Source organism: uncultured Algibacter sp. (assembly GCF_947490405.1).
Classification (GTDB): Bacteria; Bacteroidota; Bacteroidia; order Flavobacteriales; family Flavobacteriaceae; genus Algibacter_B.
Genome location: NZ_CANLGU010000006.1, coordinates 252,632 through 274,111, shown reverse-complemented (window position 1 = coordinate 274,111; position 21,480 = coordinate 252,632). Strand labels below are relative to the sequence as shown.

The window sequence follows — 21,480 nt, the reverse complement described above, 5'->3', positions numbered from 1 at the left end:
AACTTAATTAGATTAAACCATTAAAATAAAAACAATTTTAATGGTTTTTTTTTGAAAAAAAGATTTTTAACTAACAATCAATTAATTACTAAATTAGAAGCTTAATCTAATTTGTCAATTAATGAAAAAAATATGTTTAGTTATCATCACTATATTCTTGTTTTCGTGTGTTAACAAAACTAGTTCTGCTGAAACAAATGAGATTAAAAATAATAACCCATTAAACATAAATAAGACATCTATAGTCTTACTAGGTACAATTCAAGATGCTGGTTCTCCACAAATTGGATGTTATAAGGCTTGCTGTAAAGAGGTATTTGAAAACCCTGAAAACTCCAGACAGATTGTGTCTCTGGGTTTAATTGATACATCTAACAATAAAACTTATTTATTTGAAGCCTCACCAGATATAGTTAATCAAATGAAAAAATTGACACTGTTAGATAAATATAATGAAACTGGGCTTGCTGATGGTATCTTTTTAACACATGCACATATTGGGCATTATACAGGTTTAATGTTTTTAGGTAAAGAGGCTATAGATGCTAAAGAGACTCCTGTTTATACAATGCCTAGAATGAAAACATTTTTGGAAAACAACGGTCCTTGGAGTCAACTTACAGCTAGAAAAAATATTATCTTAAATGAAATAGCCGATGAAAAAGCTATAGAACTCTCTGATGAAATTCATATAACTCCTTTTTTAGTTCCGCATAGAGATGAATATTCTGAAACTGTTGGTTACAAAATAGTTGGGCCTAATAAAAGTGCTTTGTTTATTCCTGATATTGATAAATGGCATAAATGGGATAAAGATATTATTGCTGAAATAAAACAAGTAGATTATGCTTTTTTAGATGCTACGTTTTATAGTGGTAAAGAAATTGATAATCGAGATATTTCTCAAATTCCGCATCCTTTTATTATTGAAAGTTTAGATCTTTTTAAAAGCTTGAGTGCAAAGGATAGAAATAAAGTAATTTTTATTCATTTTAATCACACCAATCCTGTTATTAACCCAAATAGCCCTGAAGCTAAAATGGTCACAAAACAAGGATACAGAATTGGAAAAATTAATGATGTTTTTGCATTATGATTTATAAGTATTAACTTGTTTAAATAAACTATACTTTGTTTTAAATCAAATAATTTAGCAAATATGCCAGCGTTAGGGATTGAGGCATTTGTTGAAGCTCCCCGACAAAGGAGGGAGCGACTGCCGAAAGCCCGACCCTTTTGGGTAACGCCCAAAAAAAGCATAAAAAAAAGCCCTTTCGCATTATGAAAGGACTTTTTGTACCTAAAGCTAAATTTAATAACAATTAAGTTATTAATTTAAGTGCTTTTAACACTTTATTTTTTTATAAATATATTGGTGTAATACCATCTACCTTCTGCATTTTTCTCTGCAGAGACATCAAAATTTGTATAATCACCTTCTAAATTTTCTTTATGTGCTTCGCTTCTAAGCCACGCCTTTACAACACTTTCTGCAGAACTATACCCAAAAGCTACATTTTCTGACACTGTTTTTGCGCCAGCATTGGACTTTAAATAATTACTTCTTGTAAAAAAATTAGCGTGTGATATTTGATCATTGTCAACCATGTAATCTGTATGAGTGAAAGCAACAGATTTAACAATAGACATTTCTTGTAAAGGGTTTAACCCTAAGGATAATCTATGATTATTAATAAGTTCTAAGATTTCAACTTCTATGGTTTTGGTTTCTGGTATAGCAGAACTTAATTCCAAAGCTTCTACTTTATCATCTAAACTGTCGGTTGTACAAGACGATAGTGTAAAAACAGCCAGCAATACCAAAACTGGTAGCTTGGTTAGTAACTTCATAGGTTAAGTAAATTTAGATTTTGGTTTTGTAAAATTAACCGCCTAACCTGAAGTAAATGTTAACAAAGTGTTAAAATCGATTAAAAACATGTATTTTATCGATTTTATATGTTTTTAATCGACTAAATACAATATTTGTGTAAGCAAAGTTATATTGAAATGACCGTTCAAGGAGATAGTCGATCTATTTGCCAGTTGTAATCTTCTTTTAATAGGTATCGAATACGATCATGAAGTCTGTTAGGGCGACCTTGCCAAAACTCAATTTCAACAGGTTTAACGATATACCCACCCCAATAATTTGGTCTTGATATGTCTTTGCCTTCATATTGCTTTTCTGCATTTAAAAGTTTTGTTTCTAAGAACACTCTATCTGTTACAATTTCACTTTGATTAGATATTAAAGCGCCTAATTGACTACCTCGAGGTCTGGATTCAAAATACCCATCGCTCAAATTATCAGGAATTTTTTCTGCTTTTCCTTTTATTATAACTTGTCGTTCAGCACCATGCCAAAAAAAAGATAGACAAACATTAGGGTTAGCCTTAATAGCCTTTCCTTTTTCACTTTTGTAATTAGTATAAAATATAAAACCCTCATAGGTGTATTTTTTTAGAAGCACTACCCTATTCTTTGGAAAACCATCTAATCCTATAGTAGAGATAGTCATGGCATTTGTTTCATCTTCTGCAAAGTGTTTATCAACTTCATGAAACCATTTTTGAAACAACTCTAGAGGATTTTCTGGTACCTCTTTTAAAAGGAGCTCACCCTTTTGATATGTTTTTCTGTAATTGCTTAAATCCTTTTCCATAATACTGCAATTTACGCGTTTTTTAAAATAATTAGAATACATTTTTTTATTATATTATAGCAAACTATGCTTCATGAAATTTGTTTGTAACACAACTATTAACAAATCAATTAGTGGGTTGTTGAGTGTTTTAAAAAACAACACATCATTAAATTCATTTAAATAATTAAAACCAAATGTGTAATTCCTTTATTTTAAATATCATATGATCTAAAATTTATAATAACATAAATTTAATATGATTCTGTTTTAAAATTGTAATATTATACCTACCTTAGTAAAACCAACCATTATCTCAATTTATGCGTTTTGTAAACTATTCATATAGTGAAACAGCAAATTACACAAAGTTAGAAATGCCTTTTGGAACGTATTATTTATGTGATAAGTTTTTTATAGGCGAGTTAAATGAAGGAGTTCATTTTGATTGGAAAAAAACAGAACAAGTTGTAAAGAAAATAATTGAGCATTATGGTAAGGGAACAAAAATAGGTTTCATATCTAATCGGATTAATCATTACTCAATAGATCCTAGCAATTGGACTAAAATTGCTGAGAATTACAACCTTATAATTGCTAGTGCAATTGTTATGTATAATAACTCCACATATATGAATGCTTCAATTGAAAAGCAGTTTGCTAAAATAAGTATAAAGCGGTGTATGTCTTTGCAAGAAGCAATTGTGTGGATGTTGAGTTTAAAAGAATTTAATTAAAACTCAAAAGTTTTTCCGTCCTCTGCCAACTCAACATTATCAAAAACTTCAGAAGCTTCTTCTTTAAACGTTTCAATGTTTCCATATCGCGTAGAATAATGCCCCAATATTAATGTTTCAACATTAGCTTTTCTGGCAATAGTTGCTGCTTCTTTTGCAGTAGCATGTTTTGTTTTAACGGCTAAATGAGCATGCTGTTCTAAAAAAGTAGATTCATGATACAATACATTTGTATTTTGTATGATCGGAATAATATCCTCTTTATACATCGTGTCACTACAAAATGCATAACTTTTGGGTTTTGGACCAGGTTTAGTAACCGTCTCATTTTTTATAATAATGCCATCTTCATTTTCAATATCGAACCCTTGACTTAACTTTCTGTAATAAGCAACATTGATATTAGCCTCTTGAACAGCAGTTATATTTAGTTTTCTTAACCCCTCTTTTTCTTTGAATAAAAAGCCATTAGTATACACTCTATGGTTTAATGGTATAGTATGTACCTCTACTTTTTCATCTTCAAAAATTAATTCAGATGTTTTTGAAGTTAGTTCATGAAAAATTAAATTATAATTCGTCCAAGAATCGGCCAATTTCATTTGCAGCGTTACAACTTCTTTTATACCCTTTGGACCATAAACATGTAAGTCTGCTTCCCGAGTTAATAATCTAAATGTAGAAATTAACCCTACTAAACCAAAAAAATGATCGCCATGCAAGTGTGATATGAAAACATGTTTAATACGGTTAAACTTAATTTTGTGTTTCCTTAGTTGTACTTGAGTCCCTTCACCACAATCAATTAAAAACATGTGGTTGTTTATTTCTAAAACCTGAGATGTTGTATTATTTAGTGTTCTTGGAGTAGCACTATAACAGCCTAAAATTGAGAGTTTCATAATGCCAACATTTTATAGTTTATAGCATCTTTTTTAGCTGAGAATTTACTTTTAAAAGAAAATGCATATGGTGTATCACCATATTTATTTAAATAATCTAATCGCTGTTTAGCATCTTGAAAAGTTGGTTCGTAACCTTCTGGAATGTACCAAAACGCCATATGCACCATTTTCATTTTACTAAACCATTCTTTTTTTCGTTTAAATACCTCAATATGACCCGATTTATAAGTGTAATTAAAAAGGGATACTAAACTCTCCCAAACCGACATATTAATGAGCAGCGTATCATCTTGAAAAATCTCTGCACCTAAATCCTTGTCTTCATCTTGCATTCGCCAAATAAAACCTTCAGCTTCATCAGCTATGGCATTTATTTTCTCAACATTATTAATAAAATCTTGCATTATAGGGTCGTCCATTGGAGCTAACCGCTTTGCGATGTTTACTTGAGCAAGGTGGTAGATCATCTTAAAAACCTAAATCGCGTTCCATATCTTCCATTTCAATAATATCGTGTGCTTCTTGCAGTGTGGGTACAACAACTAAATCATCAGGAATAATATCTAAGTTAATTTTATTAGAAACTATAACTAAAGAGTGTTTTGCAGCTTTGTGGGTTTTTGATAAATCTAAAAACTCAACAATTTCTGCTTTTGTTATACTATCTAAACTGGTTAATGCTACTATAATATTATTATTCTTAAACTTTGGATACAAAGCATGTAGTTTTTTAACTAGCTCTATAACTGTAGCCTTTTCTTGAGTGATTATGGATGTATTACCAACTTGATCAAAAATCATTATTTATTGTTTTATTTTGGATGCCAGCAGATAAATAACTGCCATTCTTACTGCTACTCCATTTTGGACTTGGTCTAATATAATAGATTGTTTTGAATCTGCAACATCACTTGTAATCTCCACACCTCTGTTAATTGGTCCAGGATGCATGATTGTTATTTCTTTATTCAGAGAATCAAGCAAATCTTTATTAACACCAAATTGCTGAGTATATTCTCTTGTTGATGGAAAATAACTAATGTCCATGCGCTCATTTTGTACACGAAGCATATTTGCTACATCGCACCAATTCAATGCTTTACGCAAATCTGTCTCAACTTTTACTCCAAGTTTATCAATATACTTGGGAATCAAAGTTTTTGGACCGCAAACCATAACCTCTGCACCTTGCAATTGCAATGCAAATACATTAGACAGAGCCACTCTACTGTGCAGAATATCGCCAACAATAACTACTTTTTTTCCATTAACATCTCCGAGCTTTTCTCTTATAGAATAGGAATCCAATAAAGCTTGAGTAGGGTGTTCATGTGCACCATCACCAGCATTAATTATACTAGCATTGATATGCTTTGATAAAAATACCCCTGCTCCAGGATTAGGGTGTCTCATAACTATCATATCTACTTTCATAGATAAGATATTATTTACCGTATCAATTAAAGTCTCCCCTTTTTTAACAGAAGATTGTGCCGATGAAAAATTGATAACATCAGCAGATAGTCGTTTTTCAGCAAGTTCAAAAGATAATTTTGTTCTGGTAGAATTTTCAAAAAAAAGGTTAGCAATTGTAATATCTCTAAGCGACGGCACTTTTTTAATAGGTCTGTTTATCACTTCTTTAAAATGATCAGCAGTTTCAAAAATAAGTTGAATATCTTGTGAGTTAAGATATTTTATTCCTAATAAGTGATTTACACTTAATTCGCTCATTGCTTTTAATTATTTTTCTATTAAGTAAACAGTATCTTCGTTATCGTATTCTTTCCAGTTAACTTTTACTTTTTCTTCATTAATCACATCTACTTGCCTACCTCTGTAATTTGGTTGTATAGGTAAATGCCTACTAAAACGTCTGTCTATGAGGGTTAGTAGTTCAATTTCATTAGGCCTACCAAACGACTGAATAGCCGTTAATGCTGCCCTAATACTGCGCCCTGTATGTAATACATCATCTATAAACACAATATTCTTATCCTCTACTAAAAAGTTAATTTTAGTAGTATTAGCTTCTAATGTTTTATCACCTCTCCTAAAATCATCTCTATAAAATGTAATATCTAAATGTCCTAGCTGAATATTTTCAATCTTGTAATCATCAGTTAAAATTTTAGCTAATCTATCTGCTAAAAACACACCACGAGGTTGTAAACCAATTAAAACTGTATTAGAGAAATCGTTATGTTTTTCAATAAGTTGACAAGCCAATCGATGAAGAATGATGTTTACCTCTTTTGCGTTAAGTAAAACTTTCTGACTCATATACTATCCAAGCGTAGTTGGGGTACAAAGGTAATGCAAAAATTTAGAAGTAAAAACCATAAATAGAATCTTTATTTGGGCGCAACCCAAAGGGTCGGGCTATCCGTTACAAGTCCTCGCTCATGCTTCGCTGCGGGCTTTCCTCTTCTATCCCTTGCGCGCTTACTCGCAGCCTTAGTATACAATCATTACAGATTACCCATCTATACTTTAAGGTTATAAAATTAAAAAAGCCTCACATTACGTGAGGCTTTAATCTATTTAAATGTATTGAGAATTAATTACTTTTTCCCGTCCATTTTATCTTTAAGAGCTTGTAAAGCATCGTTAGCATCACCTAAAGTTGGTTTAGCTTCGGCAGCTTGAGAAGCTTGCTTCTTAACTGCTGCTTTTACATTCTTAATTTCTTCTTCTTTAAAGATAGCTGTATGAGAAGCTACAACACGTTTAAATTCTTTGTTAAATTCAATGATTTTAAACTCTGCAGATTCACCCTTCTTTACTTTACTACCGTCTTCTTTTTCTAAATGACGAGAAGGAATAAATGCAACAATATCATCATTAAATGTTACTGTAGCACCTTTGTCAACGATTTCAGTAAGATCAGCAGTATGTGTAGTTCCTAAAGCAAACTCAGTTTCATACTTATCCCAAGGGTTTTCAGTAGTTTGTTTATGTCCTAAAGATAATTTACGTCCTTCAACGTCTAACTCAAGAACAATAACATCCAACTTATCACCAACGTTACAGAACTCACTTGGATGCTTGATTTTCTTAGTCCAAGATAAATCAGAGATATAAATTAATCCATCAATACCTTCTTCTAATTCAACAAAAACACCAAAGTTTGTAAAGTTACGTACAATACCCGTGTGCTTAGAACCAACTGGGTATTTACCTGTAATATCTGTCCATGGATCTGGCGTTAATTGCTTAATACCAAGAGACATTTTACGATCTTCTCTATCCAAAGTTAAAATTTGAGCTTCAACTTCATCACCAACAGTTACGAAATCTTGTGCCGAACGCAAGTGTGTAGACCAAGACATTTCAGAAACGTGGATTAAACCTTCAACACCATCAGCAACTTCAATAAATGCACCGTAATCTGCGATTACAACTACTTTACCTTTTACTTTATCACCAACTTTCACCTCTTCTGCAAGAGCTTCCCATGGGTGTTTAGATAATTGTTTAAGACCTAATTGTATTCTTGATTTGTTTTCATCAAAATCAAGGATTACAACATTTAATTTTTGGTCTAATTCTACGATTTCGTTTGGATGGTTAATTCTAGACCAAGATAAATCTGTGATATGAACTAAACCGTCAACGCCTCCAAGATCAATAAATACACCGTAAGATGTAATGTTTTTAACAACACCTTCTAATACTTGACCTTTTTCTAATTGACCAATAATTTCTTTCTTTTGTTCCTCAATATCAGCTTCAATAAGCGCTTTGTGAGATACTACTACGTTTTTGAATTCATGGTTGATTTTAACAACTTTAAATTCCATAGTTTTATTTACGTACTGGTCGTAATCTCTAATTGGTTTTACATCAATTTGAGAACCTGGTAAGAATGCTTCAATTCCAAAAACATCTACAATCATACCTCCTTTGGTTCTACATTTAACAAAACCATTAACGATTTCACCAGTTTCGTGAGCTTTATTTACTCTATCCCAAGCTTTAATTACACGAGCTTTTCTGTGAGATAACACTAATTGTCCTGTTGCATCTTCACGCACATCAATTAATACCTCTACTTTATCTCCTTCTTTTAAATCTGGGTTGTAACGAAATTCGTTTAAAGAAATAACACCCTCAGATTTTGCATTAATATCAATAATTGCATCACGATCTGTAATGTGAACTACAGTTCCTTCTACAACTTCATCATCTAAAGTGTCAACGAAATTTTCTGCTACTAGTTTTTCAAATTCTTGCAATTGTTTGTCGTCAACCTCATCAATACCTTCTTGGTAATTGTGCCAGTTAAACTCTTTTAAGAATTTTTCAGGATTTGCTTGAGCTTCAGATACTACTGGAGCCTCTGCTGTTTGTGCTTCAGTTGCTTCAACCTCAGCTTTTTTTGCTTTTTCAGCCATTTAAGATAATTTAATAATGCCCATACGTACGTATAAACATTACGTTTTGTATTCTGTTATGCCTCGGAAGTTTTAAGCGACTAACACACAGAAGTGTTATTTAATTTTAAGTTTCATTCCTTTTATCTTTCCGACGATTCGCTAAAAGGAGTGCAAAAATACATATTATTGATATAATTACCTAAAAATGAACACATAAAATTGATGTGACTTTTTTATCAAAATTGAGTCAAATAAACAAATACAATATCTTAGTAATAATTAATTGTAACAATCGAATATTTTATTATATTGTTCAATACAAATTAACACTTAAAAAATTTCAAAATCATGGTTAAAGCAAAGTATCAAGAAGTATTAAGCTTAGGAGAAGAATTAAATATTAAAGACGGTAATGTAACTGAAGAAAATGGTGTCCTTAAAATTAAAGGAACAGCTAACACTCAATACGAAAAAGATGTTCTTTGGGATAAAATAAAAGCTATAGGTGGTGATAACCCATCAGATATTATGGCAAACATTAGTGTTGCTGATGAAAGTGTTTATGCAAGGCATACTGTAAAAAGCGGAGAAACTTTAGGTAAAATAGCGAAACAATATTATGGTAATGCTTCAAAATACAATGACATTTTTAAAGCAAATTCAGATATATTAAAGAATCCTGATTTAATTCATCCAGATCAAGAATTAATTATTCCAAAACTTTAATATAGTTTTACACACAAAATAAAAAAACGAATCTTTAAGTCTATAAAGATTCGTTTTTTTGTTTCTGCTACTTAGACTATCAAAATCATTCTAAATCTTCAATAGTCATTTTCGCTAATCGTAAAATTTTATTAAACTGCTCGTCTAGGGTTAAATTAGAATTATCTATTTCAATAGCATCATCAGCTTTGGTTAACGGAGAATCTTCTCGATTAGAATCAATGTAATCGCGTTCCTGTACATTCTCAAGTACATCTTTATATTCTACTTGATCTCCACGCTCTATAAGTTCTTGATAACGTCGCTCTGCTCTAGTTTGAGCTGAGGCTGTCATAAATAACTTAAGCTCAGCATTAGGAAAAACTACAGTACCTATATCTCTACCATCCATTACAACCCCTTTATCTTGTCCCATTTTTTTTTGTTGTTCTACTAGTTTTTGCCTCACTTTAGAAACAGCAGCTACCTTGCTTACAAAACTAGACACTTTAAGTGTTCTAATTTTATTTTCAACATTTAAACCATTTAAATAAACTTCGGCGTAGCCTAAAGCTTCATTAAATTTGAAACTTAAATCTATTTGCGGTAGTTGATAAACTAAGGCTTCAGAATTAAAATCACTTTCATTTATTAGTCCGTTATTCATAGCATAATAGGTAACAGCTCTATACATAGCGCCTGTGTCTACATAAACGTAACCCAATGCTTTTGCAAGTTGTTTTGCAACTGTACTTTTCCCTGTAGATGAAAACCCATCTATTGCAATCGTAATCTTATTCATTTTCAAGTTTAAAGAAGCTAAAGTACTTAAAGTGTTGTAAAGTTGAAAGCATACAATTCTAAATACGCTCTTTATTGTAAATCAATTTGTAGTCCAAAAAAGTTTGAATTTGCTGCACTTGTATATTTTGCATGGGTATAGCTAAAGCGCATTTTATTCATTTTAATAGAAATACCTGCAGATAAACCTGAGAAATTTCTTTGATCAATTATTCTTAGTTCTTCACCCCTTCGAAAGTTATACCCTAAGCGAATATTAAATCCACCTTCTGGAAAAATTTCAGCACCTAAAATAGTGTGCCTTATAACTTGCCCAAGAAAACCCACTTTTTCCGAAGATTGATTACCAGACAAGTCGCTTATTGCTCTTGCTGGGTTTGGTGTAGAAATAGGCCATTGTTGTAAATTTTCTAAAGTCACATGCCAACGAATGGGAACATTCTCTAAACGTTGCGACATTCCAAATGCCACCTCAAAAGGTAATCTTTCATTTAAATCAGCATAAGTGGTAATTTGTGATCCTAAATTTCTAACTACCAAAGCTGCATTAAAATCTAAATCTTCATTAATATAAATGAGTCCTAAGTCAACAGCTGCTCCAAGAGAACTATATTGCTCTAATGTGGATGTTATTAGTTTTACGTTACCACCAAAGTAAAAATCAGAGTAACCTACCTGTGTAGCATACCCGAAAGACAATGCAGTTTCGTTACCAGTAAAAGCCCCCGTTGAGTTTCCTGCTTCATCGTAACCATCAAAATCACCATAATTGATATATGTAATACCAGCGTGAAATGTTTGTGTTCGCCTATCTATAGTATATGCATAAGCGGCTGTCCCATATCCAATACCACCAAGATAACTGGTATAATTCAAAGCTAATTGATTATCCATTTCAACATTAATGGTTGCTGGGTTAAAAATAGCTTGAGTTACATCGTAATCAACATTTGTTAAGACTTTACCTCCTAATGCAGCTTGACGAGGTGATGCAACTAAATTAAGAAATCGATAAGTGGTTTCCCCTCCTACTTGCGCCAAAGAGAGAAAAGACATGGTTAGACAAAAAAACGTAATAATTTTTCTTAGCATATTTACGGCGCAAAGTAACTAAATCTATACTAGAACGGTGCTATGCATTATTTATTTTTTTAAAGCATATATTTCTATTTTAAATATAACTTTTGACCAATAGCAAGCGTATTATTTTTCAAGCCGTTTAATTGCTTAATTGTTTTAATACTTACCCCCGTTTTTCTTGAAATTAAATAAAGTGTTTGTCCTTTAGATACTATCCAGATATCTTTGGTTTTCTCTTCCTGTAATTCTTCAAAGTTTCTAACACGAAGTTTCTGCCCCACACTAACCAAAGTTGTTTTTAAATTATTAGCATCTTTAATTTCTTTTAAACTCAAACCGTATTGTTCTGATATATCTAATAATTTTTCCCCTGATTTAACGATATGATAGTTTAATCGGTCTAAAGAGTTGTCTTCATCAGGTCTTTTAGCTTTTACTATAGAATCAGTACCTTTTGAATCAGTAAAAATAAATTCACCTGTTTTTAAATTTAATCTTGCTGGCTTACCATTTAAGAGAACATCTTTATATGCAATTCTAGCTTGCGCCTGTAAATTAAAGCCACATACAAGAATAGTAACTATCAGTACTAAATTTTTATATTTTTTTTGCATTCTTAACTTTTTGATTTGTTATGGCAATGTCTATAACATCGCTCATATCCGACACATAGTGAAATGTTAAACCTTTAAGGTATTCAGGTTTTATTTCCTCGATGTCTCTTCTATTATCTTCGCACAGTAAAACTTCTTTAATTCTAGCACGTTTTGCTGCAAGAATTTTTTCTTTAATACCACCTACTGGCAATACTTTTCCTCGGAGTGTAATTTCGCCTGTCATCGCTAAACTCTTCTTAACTTTTTTCTGAGTGAAAAGTGAAACCAAAGAGGTTAACATTGTAACACCCGCACTTGGTCCATCTTTAGGCGTAGCACCTTCTGGCACGTGTATATGAACGTTATATTTATCAAAAACAGTAGTGTCTATTCCAAATTTATCGGCATTAGATTTTATGTATTCCATGGCAATAGTGGCAGACTCTTTCATAACCTTTCCAAGGTTCCCTGTAATGGTCATTGTTCCTTTACCTTTTGAAAGAATTGATTCGATAAACAAAATATCTCCACCTACACGAGTCCATGCTAAACCTGTAACAACTCCTGCTACATTATTATTTTCATATTTATCACGCTCTAATTTTGGACCACCTAATACTTCAGTAATATCTTCGTTGGAAACTTTAATATTATAATCTTCTTCCATAGCAATATTTTTAGCTGCATAACGCACCATTTTTGCTACTTGTTTTTCCAAACCACGAACTCCAGATTCACGTGTATAACCTTCAACTATTTTTTCTAATTGCGGTTTCCCAATTTTTAAATGTTTATCAGTTAAACCATGCTCTTTTAATTGTTTTGGGAGTAAATGGCGTTTAGCAATTTCTACCTTTTCTTCTATGGTATAGCCGGTAACATTGATAATTTCCATTCTATCTCTCAATGCCGGTTGAATAGTAGACAAACTATTAGATGTAGCAATAAACATCACCTTGGAAAGATCGTAACCCATTTCTAAAAAGTTGTCGTAAAACTCATTGTTTTGTTCTGGATCTAAAACCTCTAACATGGCAGATGAAGGATCACCTTGATGCGAATTTGATAACTTATCAATTTCATCTAAAACAAAAACAGGGTTTGATGTCCCCGCTTTTTTCAAGCTTTGAATAATACGCCCCGGCATAGCACCTATGTATGTTTTTCTATGTCCACGAATTTCAGCTTCATCTCTTAAACCCCCTAAAGAAATACGTACATACTCGCGCCCTAATGCTTCAGCTATTGATTTACCTAATGATGTTTTACCAACTCCAGGAGGTCCATAAAGACATAAAATAGGCGATTTCATATCATTTCGAAGTTTTAAAACTGCTAAATACTCTATAATTCTTCTTTTAACATCTTCTAAACCAAAATGGTCTCTATCTAGAATTTTCATAGCACGTTTTAAGTCGAATTTATCATTACTAAATTCGTTCCATGGTAAATCTAAAAATAATTCAAGGTAATTTCTTTGAATAGAATATTCCGCAACCTGCGGGTTCATACGTTGCATTTTTGCAATTTCTTTCTCGAAATGTTTTGCAACTTTTTCGTCCCAAAGCTTATCCTTGGCCTTAATGCGCATCTCTTCAATTTCACCATCATGACTCACTCCACCAAGCTCTTCTTGAATGGTTTTCATTTGTTGATGCAAGAAATACTCACGTTGCTGTTGACTCATATCCATTTGAACTTTAGACTGAATATCATTCTTAAGCTCTAATTTTTGAAACTCAACATTCATGTACTTTAACGTTGCAAGTGCGCGTTTCTTAAGATCATTAATCTCAAGAAGTTCTTGCTTTTCAGCAACAGAAAGATTCATATTAGACGATACAAAATTGACTAAAAACGAATTACTTTCAATATTTTTTATAGCAAAAGACGCTTCACTTGGAATATTAGGACTCTCCTTTATAATTTCTAAAGCTAAATCTTTAATTGAGTCAATGATTGCTGAAAATTCTTTATTTTTTTGAGCAGGTTTTGCCTCAGTAATATCACGAATGGTAGCATTCATATAAGGTTCTTCTGTGAGTACCTCTGCTACTCTAAAACGCTTTTTTCCCTGTATAATTACAGTAACATTGCCATCAGGCATTTTTAAAACGCGTAGAATTCTAGCAACCGTACCAGTTTCGTGAATGTCTTTTGCAGTTGGTTTCTCTACCTCTTCATCTTTTTGAGCAACAACTCCAACTACTTTTCCGCCCTTATTAGCATCATTAATAAGTTTAATTGATGCATCTCTACCTGCTGTTATTGGTATAACTACTCCTGGAAATAGCACCGTATTCCTCAAAGAAAGAATAGGTAAGGTCTCTGGTAATTCTTCATTATTAATTGCTTCTTCATCCTCTGGTGTCATTAAAGGAATTAACTCTGAGTTTTCATCAAATTCCTGAAGTGACAAACTGTCAAGGGTACTGAATTTAGATTTCTTCATAAATATATTTAGGTCAATCTGTCATTAAAACAAAATTGATCATTTTTTATCTTTTATATTAAACGTGTTAAAATACTGAATATAAGAAATTTAAGATTTAACCAATATACAGTATGACTATAAATTCAATAGTTATGCCATACATGATTATATATTTCAAATCTTAAAAATTCAAAACTTATATCTTCCCCATTTTCTTTAAAGCAAATAAAATAAGTATTGGAATAGCTAATAAAACTATCATGAGTAAATTGGTTTCAAACAACCAAGGTGATAATAATAAAGTGATTAAATATCCGCCAACTGCACCTCCAAAGTGTGCATCATGCCCAATATTACCAATTCTATTTTTCATACCATAAATTGAATATAATAAATACCCAATACCAAAGATGTATGCTGGAATTGGAATTGGTATAAAAAACATATAAAGACTCATTCCTGGTTGTAGCAAAATTGCTGAATAAATAATACCACTCACAGCGCCACTGGCTCCTACAGCACTATAGTGGTACTCATTTTTATGAAAATAGAGTGCTAACAAACTTCCAAATATAAGACTACCAAAATATACGATAAGAAATTGAATAGGGCTAAGTAAACTTATAACAACATCTGCAAAAAAATAAAGGGTAAGCATATTAAATAAAAGGTGCTGAGTATCTGCATGTAAAAAACCTGAGCTCAACATTCTAAATTGTTCTCCACGTTTTACACCTCCAACATTAAATTTGTACTTCTCAAAAAAACTATAATCACTAAATCCCTTATAAGAGATTAATACGTTTGCCCCAATTATTATAATGGTTACTAGATCTAATTTGCCCATGTATTATAAACGTTTGTTTTTAATTAAGACACCATTTATCAATTGAATTCACATAAATAAAACGCTCTTTTTTACTTTCTATTTTAGCGTAAAAAGAAACCGGAGGCGATGCTATGCTATATTTTCTGCTTCATATAAAGAAAAAAATTATCATTTTCTTAAATCTAAATTCAAATAACAAATGGTATACATATATTTGCTTTTGCAAATCTAAAACTTATTCATGCAATTTCTAGCTTATATTCTGGTTTATCCACTTTTATGGATAATTTCCATTTTACCTTTTAGGTTGTTGTATGCGTTATCTGATGGTTTTTATGTATTGGTTTATTACATTATTGGCTACAGAAAAAAAGTTGTTTTAGATAATTTAAAGTTAGCACTCCCCGGTAAATCTAAGAAAGAAATTTTAGCCATAAGAAAAGGTTTTTATCATCATTTATGTGATATGATGTTTGAAGCCATAAAATCTATTACTATTTCTGAAGCTGAAATGCAAAAACGTTACATATTTACTAACCTTGATGAAATCCATCAACTAGAAAAAGAGCAACGAAGTATTATTTTATTTATGGGACATTATGCGAGTTGGGAATGGATTTTTATCTTACAAACCCATATAAAACATAAAGGTTATGCCGTTTACAAGCGACTTAGTAATAAGTATTTTGATGCGCTTGTAAAACGTATTCGTGCTAAATATAATAGTTACTTAATTACTACTAAAGATACATTTCCAACCCTTATAAAAGCTAAAAAGAATAACGAATTAACGCTTAATGGTTTTGTTTTTGATCAGTCTCCAAAACTCAAAAAAGCTATCCATTGGCAGTATTTTATGGGAAAAGAAGTACCTGTACATGTTGGTGCAGAGGTACTTGCAAAGCGTCTGGATATGGTAACGCTTTTTTTAAAAGTTAAAAAGGTGAAACGGGGTTATTATGAGGCTACTTTTACTGATATTATTAGAGATTGCCAAAACTATCCTGATTTTAAACTTACAGATTTGTACTTAAATCGTGTTGAAGAGCAAATACATGAAGCTCCTGAATATTATTTCTGGACACATAAACGCTGGAAGCATAAAGGCAAGAAACCCCTGTAGTTTTAAATGCAACACCTTGGCAGATGACTTAGCCCCGATTGAAGCGGCATCCTTTTTAAAACTTAAGAAACAATATTTTTTGATTTTAAACTGTTAATTAACAGATTACCACGTCGCATACTCCTCGTAATGACGTAATTTTAAAAAGATATAGCGGAAAGCGGGAAATAGCTTCTAAAAAATTACTTATAGAGCTTATTAATTAAATGAAAATCTGCTAAAACTAAGGCTGCCATAGCTTCTACAATTGGTACTGCGCGAGGTACAACACATGGGTCGTGACGTCCTTTACCTTGCATTTCTACTGTATTACCTGCTTTATCGATAGTTTCGTATTTCTGGATTAAAGTTGCTACAGGTTTAAACGCCACATTAAAATAAATATCCATACCGTTACTTATTCCACCTTGAATACCTCCAGAATGATTGGTTTTAGTAGACCCATCGTTATTAAACGCATCGTTATGATCGCTACCATACATGGTACTTCCATGGAAACCACTGCCATACTCAAAGCCTTTAACAGCGTTTATGGATAACATGGCTTTACCTAATTCTGCATGTAATTTATCAAAGACAGGCTCTCCTAAACCTACAGGTACATTTTTGATAACACATGACACTATACCGCCAACAGTGTCGCCTTTACTCCTAACCTCTTTAATGTATTGTTCCATTTTTGAGGCCATATCTTGATCTGGACAACGCACAATGTTGGTTTCTACTTTTGTAAGGTCTATATCTGTATATGGTTTATCCAGCTTCATGGTGCCAACACCAGAAACGTAAGCAGTAATCTCAATACCTTTTAACAGCTGTTTTGCAATGGCTCCTGCTACAACACGACATGCCGTTTCTCTTGCAGAACTTCTTCCTCCACCTCTGTAATCTCTAACACCGTACTTCTTATCATAAGTATAATCTGCATGACTAGGCCTATAACTATCTTTTATATGCGAGTAGTCATGAGATTTTTGATTGGTGTTTTCTATAACAAAACCTATGGAAGTTCCTGTTGTAACACCCTCAAAAATTCCTGAATAAAACTTTACAGTATCTGGTTCTTTACGCTGTGTAACAATAGCTGACTGACCAGGTTTTCTTCTATCTAATTCGTTTTGAATTTTATTCAAATCTAAGGTTATCCCAGATGGACAACCATCTATTACACCACCTAAAGCAGGTCCGTGAGATTCTCCATAAGTTGTTAAATTAAATAGTTTTCCGAAGGAATTACCAGCCATAGCCTAAAATTTTTTGCTAAAATAATGCTAATACGCTTAAATAAGAAATCAATCTTTAAGATAAAGCCATAAACTTTTGCTACGCGTAACAATTAATTAACAATATACTGATACATAGTTAATTATTACATAATGATTAAGTTATACTAAAACTTATTATTTGTACTGTTAATATTAGGCTAGAATTGAAAATAAAAAGAAAAATTGAAGTTGCGGTTATTTCTGATGTTCATTTAGGAACCTACGGATGTCATGCAAAACATTTACTAACTTATTTGAATAGTATTGAGCCTAAGAAACTTATACTTAATGGCGATATTATTGATATATGGCAGTTTAGTAAACGATACTTTCCTAAATCGCATTTAAAGGTTATTAAGAAAATTATGACCATGGCATCCAATGGTGTTGAAGTAATATATATTACTGGTAATCATGATGAAATGCTAAGAAAGTTTAGTGACACTACTATTGGTAATATTTCTATTGTAGATAAAGCTGTTATAGAATTAGATGGTAAAAAGGCTTGGATTTTTCATGGGGATGTTTTTGATATTTCAATACAAAATGCCAAATGGTTAGCAAAACTTGGCGGCTATGGCTACGACTTGCTTATTCTTTTTAATCGATTACTAAACTGGTATGCTGAGAAACGTGGTAAGGAACGTTATTCATTATCCAAAAAAATTAAAAAAAGTGTAAAAGGCGCCGTAAAGTATATCAATGATTTTGAAAAGGTAATATCAGAATTGGCGATTGAAAACGATTATGATTATGTGATTTGTGGACATATTCATCAGCCAAAAATGGAATATTTTGAAAATAAAAATGGCAAAACAACCTATTTAAATTCTGGAGATTGGGTTGAAAACTTCACTGCACTTGAATACCAATTTAAACGTTGGAGAATCTACAACTACAACAAAGACAAACTCGCTCCTTTTGTAGTTTATGATGACGACGAAGATGAATTGGAAGTTAAAGATTTAATTGCTGCCATCACTATTATTAAGCATACTGAAAATAAAAAATCAGACTAAAGCATCTTTTAAAATGCTTATAGGATGTTTCGCGTTACGGTTTGTACCGTCTTTAATTTGATGCCTACAACTTGTTCCGTTTGCAGAAATCACAACTTCTGCTGAAGCTTTTCTAATTGCTGGAAAAAGTGTTTGTTCGCCTATTTGCATGCTTACTTCATACTTGTCTTTTTCATATCCAAAACTACCTGCCATTCCACAGCAACCACTTGGGATGATAGTTACTTTATAGTTTACCGGTAAATTTAATACTGCAAAACTTGATAATTGATTTGCCATTGCTTTTTGGTGGCAATGCCCATGAAATTTGATGGTTTTAGACTCTGATGTGAATTGTTCTGGTTTTATGTTTCCTAGTTTTACTTCTTGTTGGATAAATTCTTCTATTAAAAAGGTGTTTTTTGATATCGCTTCCGCGGAAGTTTTATCATCTGCCAATTTCAAATATTCGTCTTTAAAAGATAATATTGCAGAAGGTTCTATTCCTAGAAGAGGTGTACTCTCTGAAACGTTGTCTTTAAAAAATAAAACATTTTTGTTTGCAATAGCCTTTGCCTCATTTAAAAAACCTTTGGATAAAAAAGAACGACTACTCTCCAAATGAGAAACAGGAACAACCTTATAATTTAGAGCCTCCAGTACGATTAAAGTGTCTATAGCAATTTCCGATTCTAAATAATTCACAAACTCATCAACAAACAAATAAACCGTTTTGATTGGGTTGAGTGGATTTTTATTATCAATCCAATTCGAAAAATTATCAAAACCTGTAAAAGATCTAGATATTTTTGGCAGGCTACGTTTTTGGTGTATTCCTAAAACTTTTTTTATAACCCCTCCAGAAAATGGATGTTGAAATAACGCATTATAAAATTTAGGTACTCTGGATGCTATTTTATTATATTTTGTTGAATTTGCAAAGAATTTATCTTTAAACTTAAAACCATTAACTGTTTGATATTGATATTGAAATTCAGCTTTTAAACTCGCTACATCTACACTGCTTGGACATTCGCTGGTACAGGCTTTACAACTTAAACACAAATTAAAAACCTCTTTTAATTCATCATGATTAAATCTGTTAACTTTATCAGAATGTGTTAAAAACTCTCGCAGAGCATTTGCTCTAGCCCGAGTAGTGTCTTTTTCATTTTTTGTAGCTCTATAACTTGGACACATGGTCCCTCCAAATTCGGGTAGTTTTCTGCAATCACCAGATCCGTTGCACTTTTCAGCTTCTCTTAAAATACCCAACGATTTTGAGAAATCTAAAAGCGTTGCAATTTTGGGTTCTTCCCTATTTTCTTGGTAACGTAGTGCTTTATCCATTGGTAGAGCATCTACTATTTTACCAGGATTGAAAATATTATCGCAATCAAAAGTTTTCTTTATACGCTTAATAATGTTGTAATTAGCCTCCCCAATCATCATTTCTATAAACTCTGAACGTACAATACCATCACCATGTTCCCCACTCATAGAACCATTATACTTCTTAACTAAATGGGCCACATCAGTTGTTATTTTTCTAAATAACTCAACATCTTCTGATTGTTTTAAGTTTAAAATAGGACGCAAATGAATTTCTCCAGCTCCTGCATGTGCGTAATAAACGGCATCTTGTTTATAGTTTTTCATGAGCTGTGTAAACTCAGAAATATAATTTGCCAAATCAGGTAAAGCTACAGCTGTATCTTCTATACAAGCAGCAGATTTTTTGTCGCCTATAATATTACCTAAAAGCCCTAAACCTGCACTTCTCAATTCAACAGCTTTATGTATATCTGCACCAAAAAGTTTTGGATAGGCATAACTTAAACCTGATGTCTTAATAGTTTCTTCAAGATTTTTAGCTAACTCTTTTACATGTTCCAAAGTATCAGCCTTTACCTCGCACATTAAAATAGCCTGAGGATCACCAACTATAAATTGTCTATTTTCTTGCTGCGTTTTATTGTGCTTTGTACAATCTAAAATGGTTTTATCCATCATTTCGCAAGTGTAAAGATTATGTTGCATTAAGGGGTGAACTGCTTTCATGCAGTTTTCTATACTCTCAAAATGAGCAGCTACCAAAATGGATTCCTTTGGTGGTAACCTATCTAGTTTTAGAGTAATTTGTGTTGTAAACGCTAAAGTCCCTTCGCTTCCAGATAGTAGTTTACACATATTAAATTTCTCAGAAGACTTGTTAAAGATTTCAGATTTAATAAGCTCATCAATAGCATAACCAGTGTTTCTTCTATGAATTTCTGGTTTTGGGAAATTTTCAATAATTTCTTGTTGTACAGATTCCGATTTTAATTCATTATAAATAGTTTTATAAATCTGTCCTTCTAATGAATGCTTATTAACTTTTTGATGAAAGACTTCTGAGGTTATTCCTCCAAAAACCACTTCAGTTCCATCGCTTAAAATAGTATACATTTGCAAAACCTTGTCTCTTGTAACACCATATTGAATAGATGTTGTTCCAGAGGAATTATTACCTACCATTCCGCCTATCATACAACGATTTGATGTGGAGGTATTCGGACTAAAAAAGAACCCAAAAGGTTTTAAATAATTATTTAATGCATCTCTTACAACTCCTGGCTGTACCGTAACCGTTTGCGCTTTTTCATCAAGTTTTATAATTTTTGTAAAATACTTTGAAACATCAACTATAATGCCATCACCAACACATTGTCCTGCTAAGGATGTTCCTGCTGTTCTTGGAATTAAAGCGGTTTTATTAGTTTTTGCAAATTGAATTAATAACTTAATATCGGATTCATTTTTTGGATAAGCCACCGCTAGTGGCAGTTTTCTATAAACTGAAGCGTCAGTAGCATAAATAGATTTTATTAAATCATCATGAAATAGATCACCGGAAAGCTTTGATTTTAAATCGTTTAAAGACATTGCGTTAAAAAAACTATGGTATCCGTAAATATAAAGACAAAAATGGCGTTATTTTTGC

At 32.1% G+C, this 21,480-nt stretch carries 20 protein-coding genes; 5 read left to right on the top strand and 15 right to left on the bottom strand.

All coding sequences use genetic code 11. The features are described from left to right. Positions 1-121: 121 nt before the first annotated feature. A complete protein-coding gene (locus Q0772_RS13935; protein ID WP_298346059.1) occupies positions 122-1,096 on the top strand; it encodes an MBL fold metallo-hydrolase in 975 nt (324 codons plus the stop codon). A gap of 257 nt (positions 1,097-1,353) precedes the next feature. Here Q0772_RS13935 and Q0772_RS13930 read toward each other — a convergent pair whose 3' ends face one another. Together Q0772_RS13930 and pdxH are read right to left on the bottom strand one after the other, a co-directional pair. Next, the gene (locus tag Q0772_RS13930) at positions 1,354-1,851 is read right to left on the bottom strand and encodes a CAP domain-containing protein (protein ID WP_298346057.1); all 498 of its coding nucleotides are present in this window, start codon (positions 1,849-1,851) and stop codon (positions 1,354-1,356) included. Between the two features lie 167 nt (positions 1,852-2,018). Continuing rightward, positions 2,019-2,666 (bottom strand): pyridoxamine 5'-phosphate oxidase, encoded by a 648-nt coding sequence (gene pdxH / locus Q0772_RS13925; protein ID WP_298346055.1) that lies wholly within the window; start codon positions 2,664-2,666, stop codon positions 2,019-2,021. Positions 2,667-2,968: 302 nt separating this feature from the next. Between pdxH and Q0772_RS13920 the strand changes: the two genes are divergently transcribed. Continuing rightward, positions 2,969-3,382 carry a hypothetical protein gene (locus Q0772_RS13920; RefSeq protein WP_298346053.1) on the top strand — a complete coding sequence of 138 codons (414 nt, stop codon included), beginning with the start codon at positions 2,969-2,971 and terminating at the stop codon, positions 3,380-3,382. On the opposite strand, the gene Q0772_RS13915 is transcribed toward Q0772_RS13920, so the two are convergent. From Q0772_RS13915 to rpsA, 6 genes are all read right to left on the bottom strand, one after another. Continuing rightward, positions 3,379-4,284, bottom strand: coding sequence for a ribonuclease Z (locus tag Q0772_RS13915; RefSeq protein ID WP_298346051.1), 906 nt, complete (start codon positions 4,282-4,284; stop codon positions 3,379-3,381). The two genes, Q0772_RS13920 and Q0772_RS13915, sit on opposite strands and share 4 nt — an antisense overlap. Continuing rightward, on the bottom strand, positions 4,281-4,754 hold the full coding sequence (locus Q0772_RS13910; RefSeq protein ID WP_298346049.1) for a DUF3291 domain-containing protein: 474 nt from the start codon (positions 4,752-4,754) through the stop codon (positions 4,281-4,283). The genes Q0772_RS13915 and Q0772_RS13910 overlap by 4 nt, the downstream gene beginning before the upstream one ends. Position 4,755: 1 nt before the next feature. Next, complete coding sequence (locus Q0772_RS13905) at positions 4,756-5,088, bottom strand: ribonuclease Z (RefSeq protein WP_298346047.1); 333 nt, start codon at positions 5,086-5,088, stop codon at positions 4,756-4,758. Between the two features lie 3 nt (positions 5,089-5,091). Then, positions 5,092-6,021: an aspartate carbamoyltransferase catalytic subunit gene (locus Q0772_RS13900; protein ID WP_298346045.1), complete on the bottom strand. Its 930-nt coding sequence runs from the start codon at positions 6,019-6,021 to the stop codon at positions 5,092-5,094. Between the two features lie 9 nt (positions 6,022-6,030). Further along, positions 6,031-6,570 carry a bifunctional pyr operon transcriptional regulator/uracil phosphoribosyltransferase PyrR gene (gene pyrR / locus Q0772_RS13895; RefSeq protein ID WP_298346043.1) on the bottom strand — a complete coding sequence of 180 codons (540 nt, stop codon included), beginning with the start codon at positions 6,568-6,570 and terminating at the stop codon, positions 6,031-6,033. Positions 6,571-6,851: 281 nt separating this feature from the next. Further along, entirely contained in the window at positions 6,852-8,684 is a 1,833-nt protein-coding gene (rpsA, locus tag Q0772_RS13890; protein WP_298346041.1) for a 30S ribosomal protein S1, read from the bottom strand. 330 nt (positions 8,685-9,014) lie between these two features. On the opposite strand from rpsA, the gene Q0772_RS13885 reads away from it, so the two are divergent. Then, positions 9,015-9,392 carry a LysM peptidoglycan-binding domain-containing protein gene (locus Q0772_RS13885; protein ID WP_298346039.1) on the top strand — a complete coding sequence of 126 codons (378 nt, stop codon included), beginning with the start codon at positions 9,015-9,017 and terminating at the stop codon, positions 9,390-9,392. A gap of 85 nt (positions 9,393-9,477) precedes the next feature. On the opposite strand, the gene cmk is transcribed toward Q0772_RS13885, so the two are convergent. From cmk to Q0772_RS13860, 5 genes are all read right to left on the bottom strand, one after another. Then, positions 9,478-10,173, bottom strand: a complete 696-nt coding sequence (gene cmk, locus Q0772_RS13880; RefSeq protein ID WP_298346037.1) for a (d)CMP kinase — start codon at positions 10,171-10,173, stop codon at positions 9,478-9,480. Between the two features lie 71 nt (positions 10,174-10,244). Continuing rightward, positions 10,245-11,264 (bottom strand): type IX secretion system protein PorQ, encoded by a 1,020-nt coding sequence (porQ, locus tag Q0772_RS13875; RefSeq protein WP_298346035.1) that lies wholly within the window; start codon positions 11,262-11,264, stop codon positions 10,245-10,247. A gap of 74 nt (positions 11,265-11,338) precedes the next feature. Further along, on the bottom strand, positions 11,339-11,866 hold the full coding sequence (locus Q0772_RS13870; RefSeq protein ID WP_298346033.1) for a LysM peptidoglycan-binding domain-containing protein: 528 nt from the start codon (positions 11,864-11,866) through the stop codon (positions 11,339-11,341). Then, on the bottom strand, positions 11,850-14,300 hold the full coding sequence (gene lon, locus Q0772_RS13865) for an endopeptidase La (RefSeq protein ID WP_298346031.1): 2,451 nt from the start codon (positions 14,298-14,300) through the stop codon (positions 11,850-11,852). Before lon ends, Q0772_RS13870 begins: the two co-directional genes overlap by 17 nt. Positions 14,301-14,478: 178 nt before the next feature. Then, the gene (locus Q0772_RS13860) at positions 14,479-15,129 is read right to left on the bottom strand and encodes a rhomboid family intramembrane serine protease (protein WP_298346029.1); all 651 of its coding nucleotides are present in this window, start codon (positions 15,127-15,129) and stop codon (positions 14,479-14,481) included. A 223-nt stretch (positions 15,130-15,352) separates the two neighbouring features. Here Q0772_RS13860 and Q0772_RS13855 point away from each other — a divergent pair, with 223 nt between their 5' ends. Beyond that, on the top strand, positions 15,353-16,234 hold the full coding sequence (locus tag Q0772_RS13855; RefSeq protein ID WP_298346027.1) for a lysophospholipid acyltransferase family protein: 882 nt from the start codon (positions 15,353-15,355) through the stop codon (positions 16,232-16,234). A 182-nt stretch (positions 16,235-16,416) separates the two neighbouring features. Here Q0772_RS13855 and aroC read toward each other — a convergent pair whose 3' ends face one another. Continuing rightward, positions 16,417-17,478 (bottom strand): chorismate synthase, encoded by a 1,062-nt coding sequence (aroC, locus tag Q0772_RS13850; RefSeq protein ID WP_298346025.1) that lies wholly within the window; start codon positions 17,476-17,478, stop codon positions 16,417-16,419. Between the two features lie 185 nt (positions 17,479-17,663). Between aroC and Q0772_RS13845 the strand changes: the two genes are divergently transcribed. Further along, a complete protein-coding gene (locus Q0772_RS13845) occupies positions 17,664-18,518 on the top strand; it encodes a UDP-2,3-diacylglucosamine diphosphatase (RefSeq protein ID WP_298346023.1) in 855 nt (284 codons plus the stop codon). Here Q0772_RS13845 and Q0772_RS13840 read toward each other — a convergent pair. After that, positions 18,510-21,422, bottom strand: a complete 2,913-nt coding sequence (locus tag Q0772_RS13840) for an FAD-binding and (Fe-S)-binding domain-containing protein (protein ID WP_298346021.1) — start codon at positions 21,420-21,422, stop codon at positions 18,510-18,512. The genes Q0772_RS13845 and Q0772_RS13840 overlap by 9 nt on opposite strands. Positions 21,423-21,480 lie beyond the last annotated feature (58 nt).

What these genes read in the sequence shown, in the direction of transcription:
- Q0772_RS13935 (WP_298346059.1), top strand. Translation starts at nt 122, where the DNA reads ATGAAAAAAATATGTTTAGTTATCATCACTATATTCTTGTTTTCGTGT.
- Q0772_RS13930 (WP_298346057.1), bottom strand. Translation starts at nt 1,851, where the DNA reads ATGAAGTTACTAACCAAGCTACCAGTTTTGGTATTGCTGGCTGTTTTT.
- pdxH (WP_298346055.1), bottom strand. Translation starts at nt 2,666, where the DNA reads ATGGAAAAGGATTTAAGCAATTACAGAAAAACATATCAAAAGGGTGAG.
- Q0772_RS13920 (WP_298346053.1), top strand. Translation starts at nt 2,969, where the DNA reads ATGCGTTTTGTAAACTATTCATATAGTGAAACAGCAAATTACACAAAG.
- Q0772_RS13915 (WP_298346051.1), bottom strand. Translation starts at nt 4,284, where the DNA reads ATGAAACTCTCAATTTTAGGCTGTTATAGTGCTACTCCAAGAACACTA.
- Q0772_RS13910 (WP_298346049.1), bottom strand. Translation starts at nt 4,754, where the DNA reads ATGATCTACCACCTTGCTCAAGTAAACATCGCAAAGCGGTTAGCTCCA.
- Q0772_RS13905 (WP_298346047.1), bottom strand. Translation starts at nt 5,088, where the DNA reads ATGATTTTTGATCAAGTTGGTAATACATCCATAATCACTCAAGAAAAG.
- Q0772_RS13900 (WP_298346045.1), bottom strand. Translation starts at nt 6,021, where the DNA reads ATGAGCGAATTAAGTGTAAATCACTTATTAGGAATAAAATATCTTAAC.
- pyrR (WP_298346043.1), bottom strand. Translation starts at nt 6,570, where the DNA reads ATGAGTCAGAAAGTTTTACTTAACGCAAAAGAGGTAAACATCATTCTT.
- rpsA (WP_298346041.1), bottom strand. Translation starts at nt 8,684, where the DNA reads ATGGCTGAAAAAGCAAAAAAAGCTGAGGTTGAAGCAACTGAAGCACAA.
- Q0772_RS13885 (WP_298346039.1), top strand. Translation starts at nt 9,015, where the DNA reads ATGGTTAAAGCAAAGTATCAAGAAGTATTAAGCTTAGGAGAAGAATTA.
- cmk (WP_298346037.1), bottom strand. Translation starts at nt 10,173, where the DNA reads ATGAATAAGATTACGATTGCAATAGATGGGTTTTCATCTACAGGGAAA.
- porQ (WP_298346035.1), bottom strand. Translation starts at nt 11,264, where the DNA reads ATGCTAAGAAAAATTATTACGTTTTTTTGTCTAACCATGTCTTTTCTC.
- Q0772_RS13870 (WP_298346033.1), bottom strand. Translation starts at nt 11,866, where the DNA reads ATGCAAAAAAAATATAAAAATTTAGTACTGATAGTTACTATTCTTGTA.
- lon (WP_298346031.1), bottom strand. Translation starts at nt 14,300, where the DNA reads ATGAAGAAATCTAAATTCAGTACCCTTGACAGTTTGTCACTTCAGGAA.
- Q0772_RS13860 (WP_298346029.1), bottom strand. Translation starts at nt 15,129, where the DNA reads ATGGGCAAATTAGATCTAGTAACCATTATAATAATTGGGGCAAACGTA.
- Q0772_RS13855 (WP_298346027.1), top strand. Translation starts at nt 15,353, where the DNA reads ATGCAATTTCTAGCTTATATTCTGGTTTATCCACTTTTATGGATAATT.
- aroC (WP_298346025.1), bottom strand. Translation starts at nt 17,478, where the DNA reads ATGGCTGGTAATTCCTTCGGAAAACTATTTAATTTAACAACTTATGGA.
- Q0772_RS13840 (WP_298346021.1), bottom strand. Translation starts at nt 21,422, where the DNA reads ATGTCTTTAAACGATTTAAAATCAAAGCTTTCCGGTGATCTATTTCAT.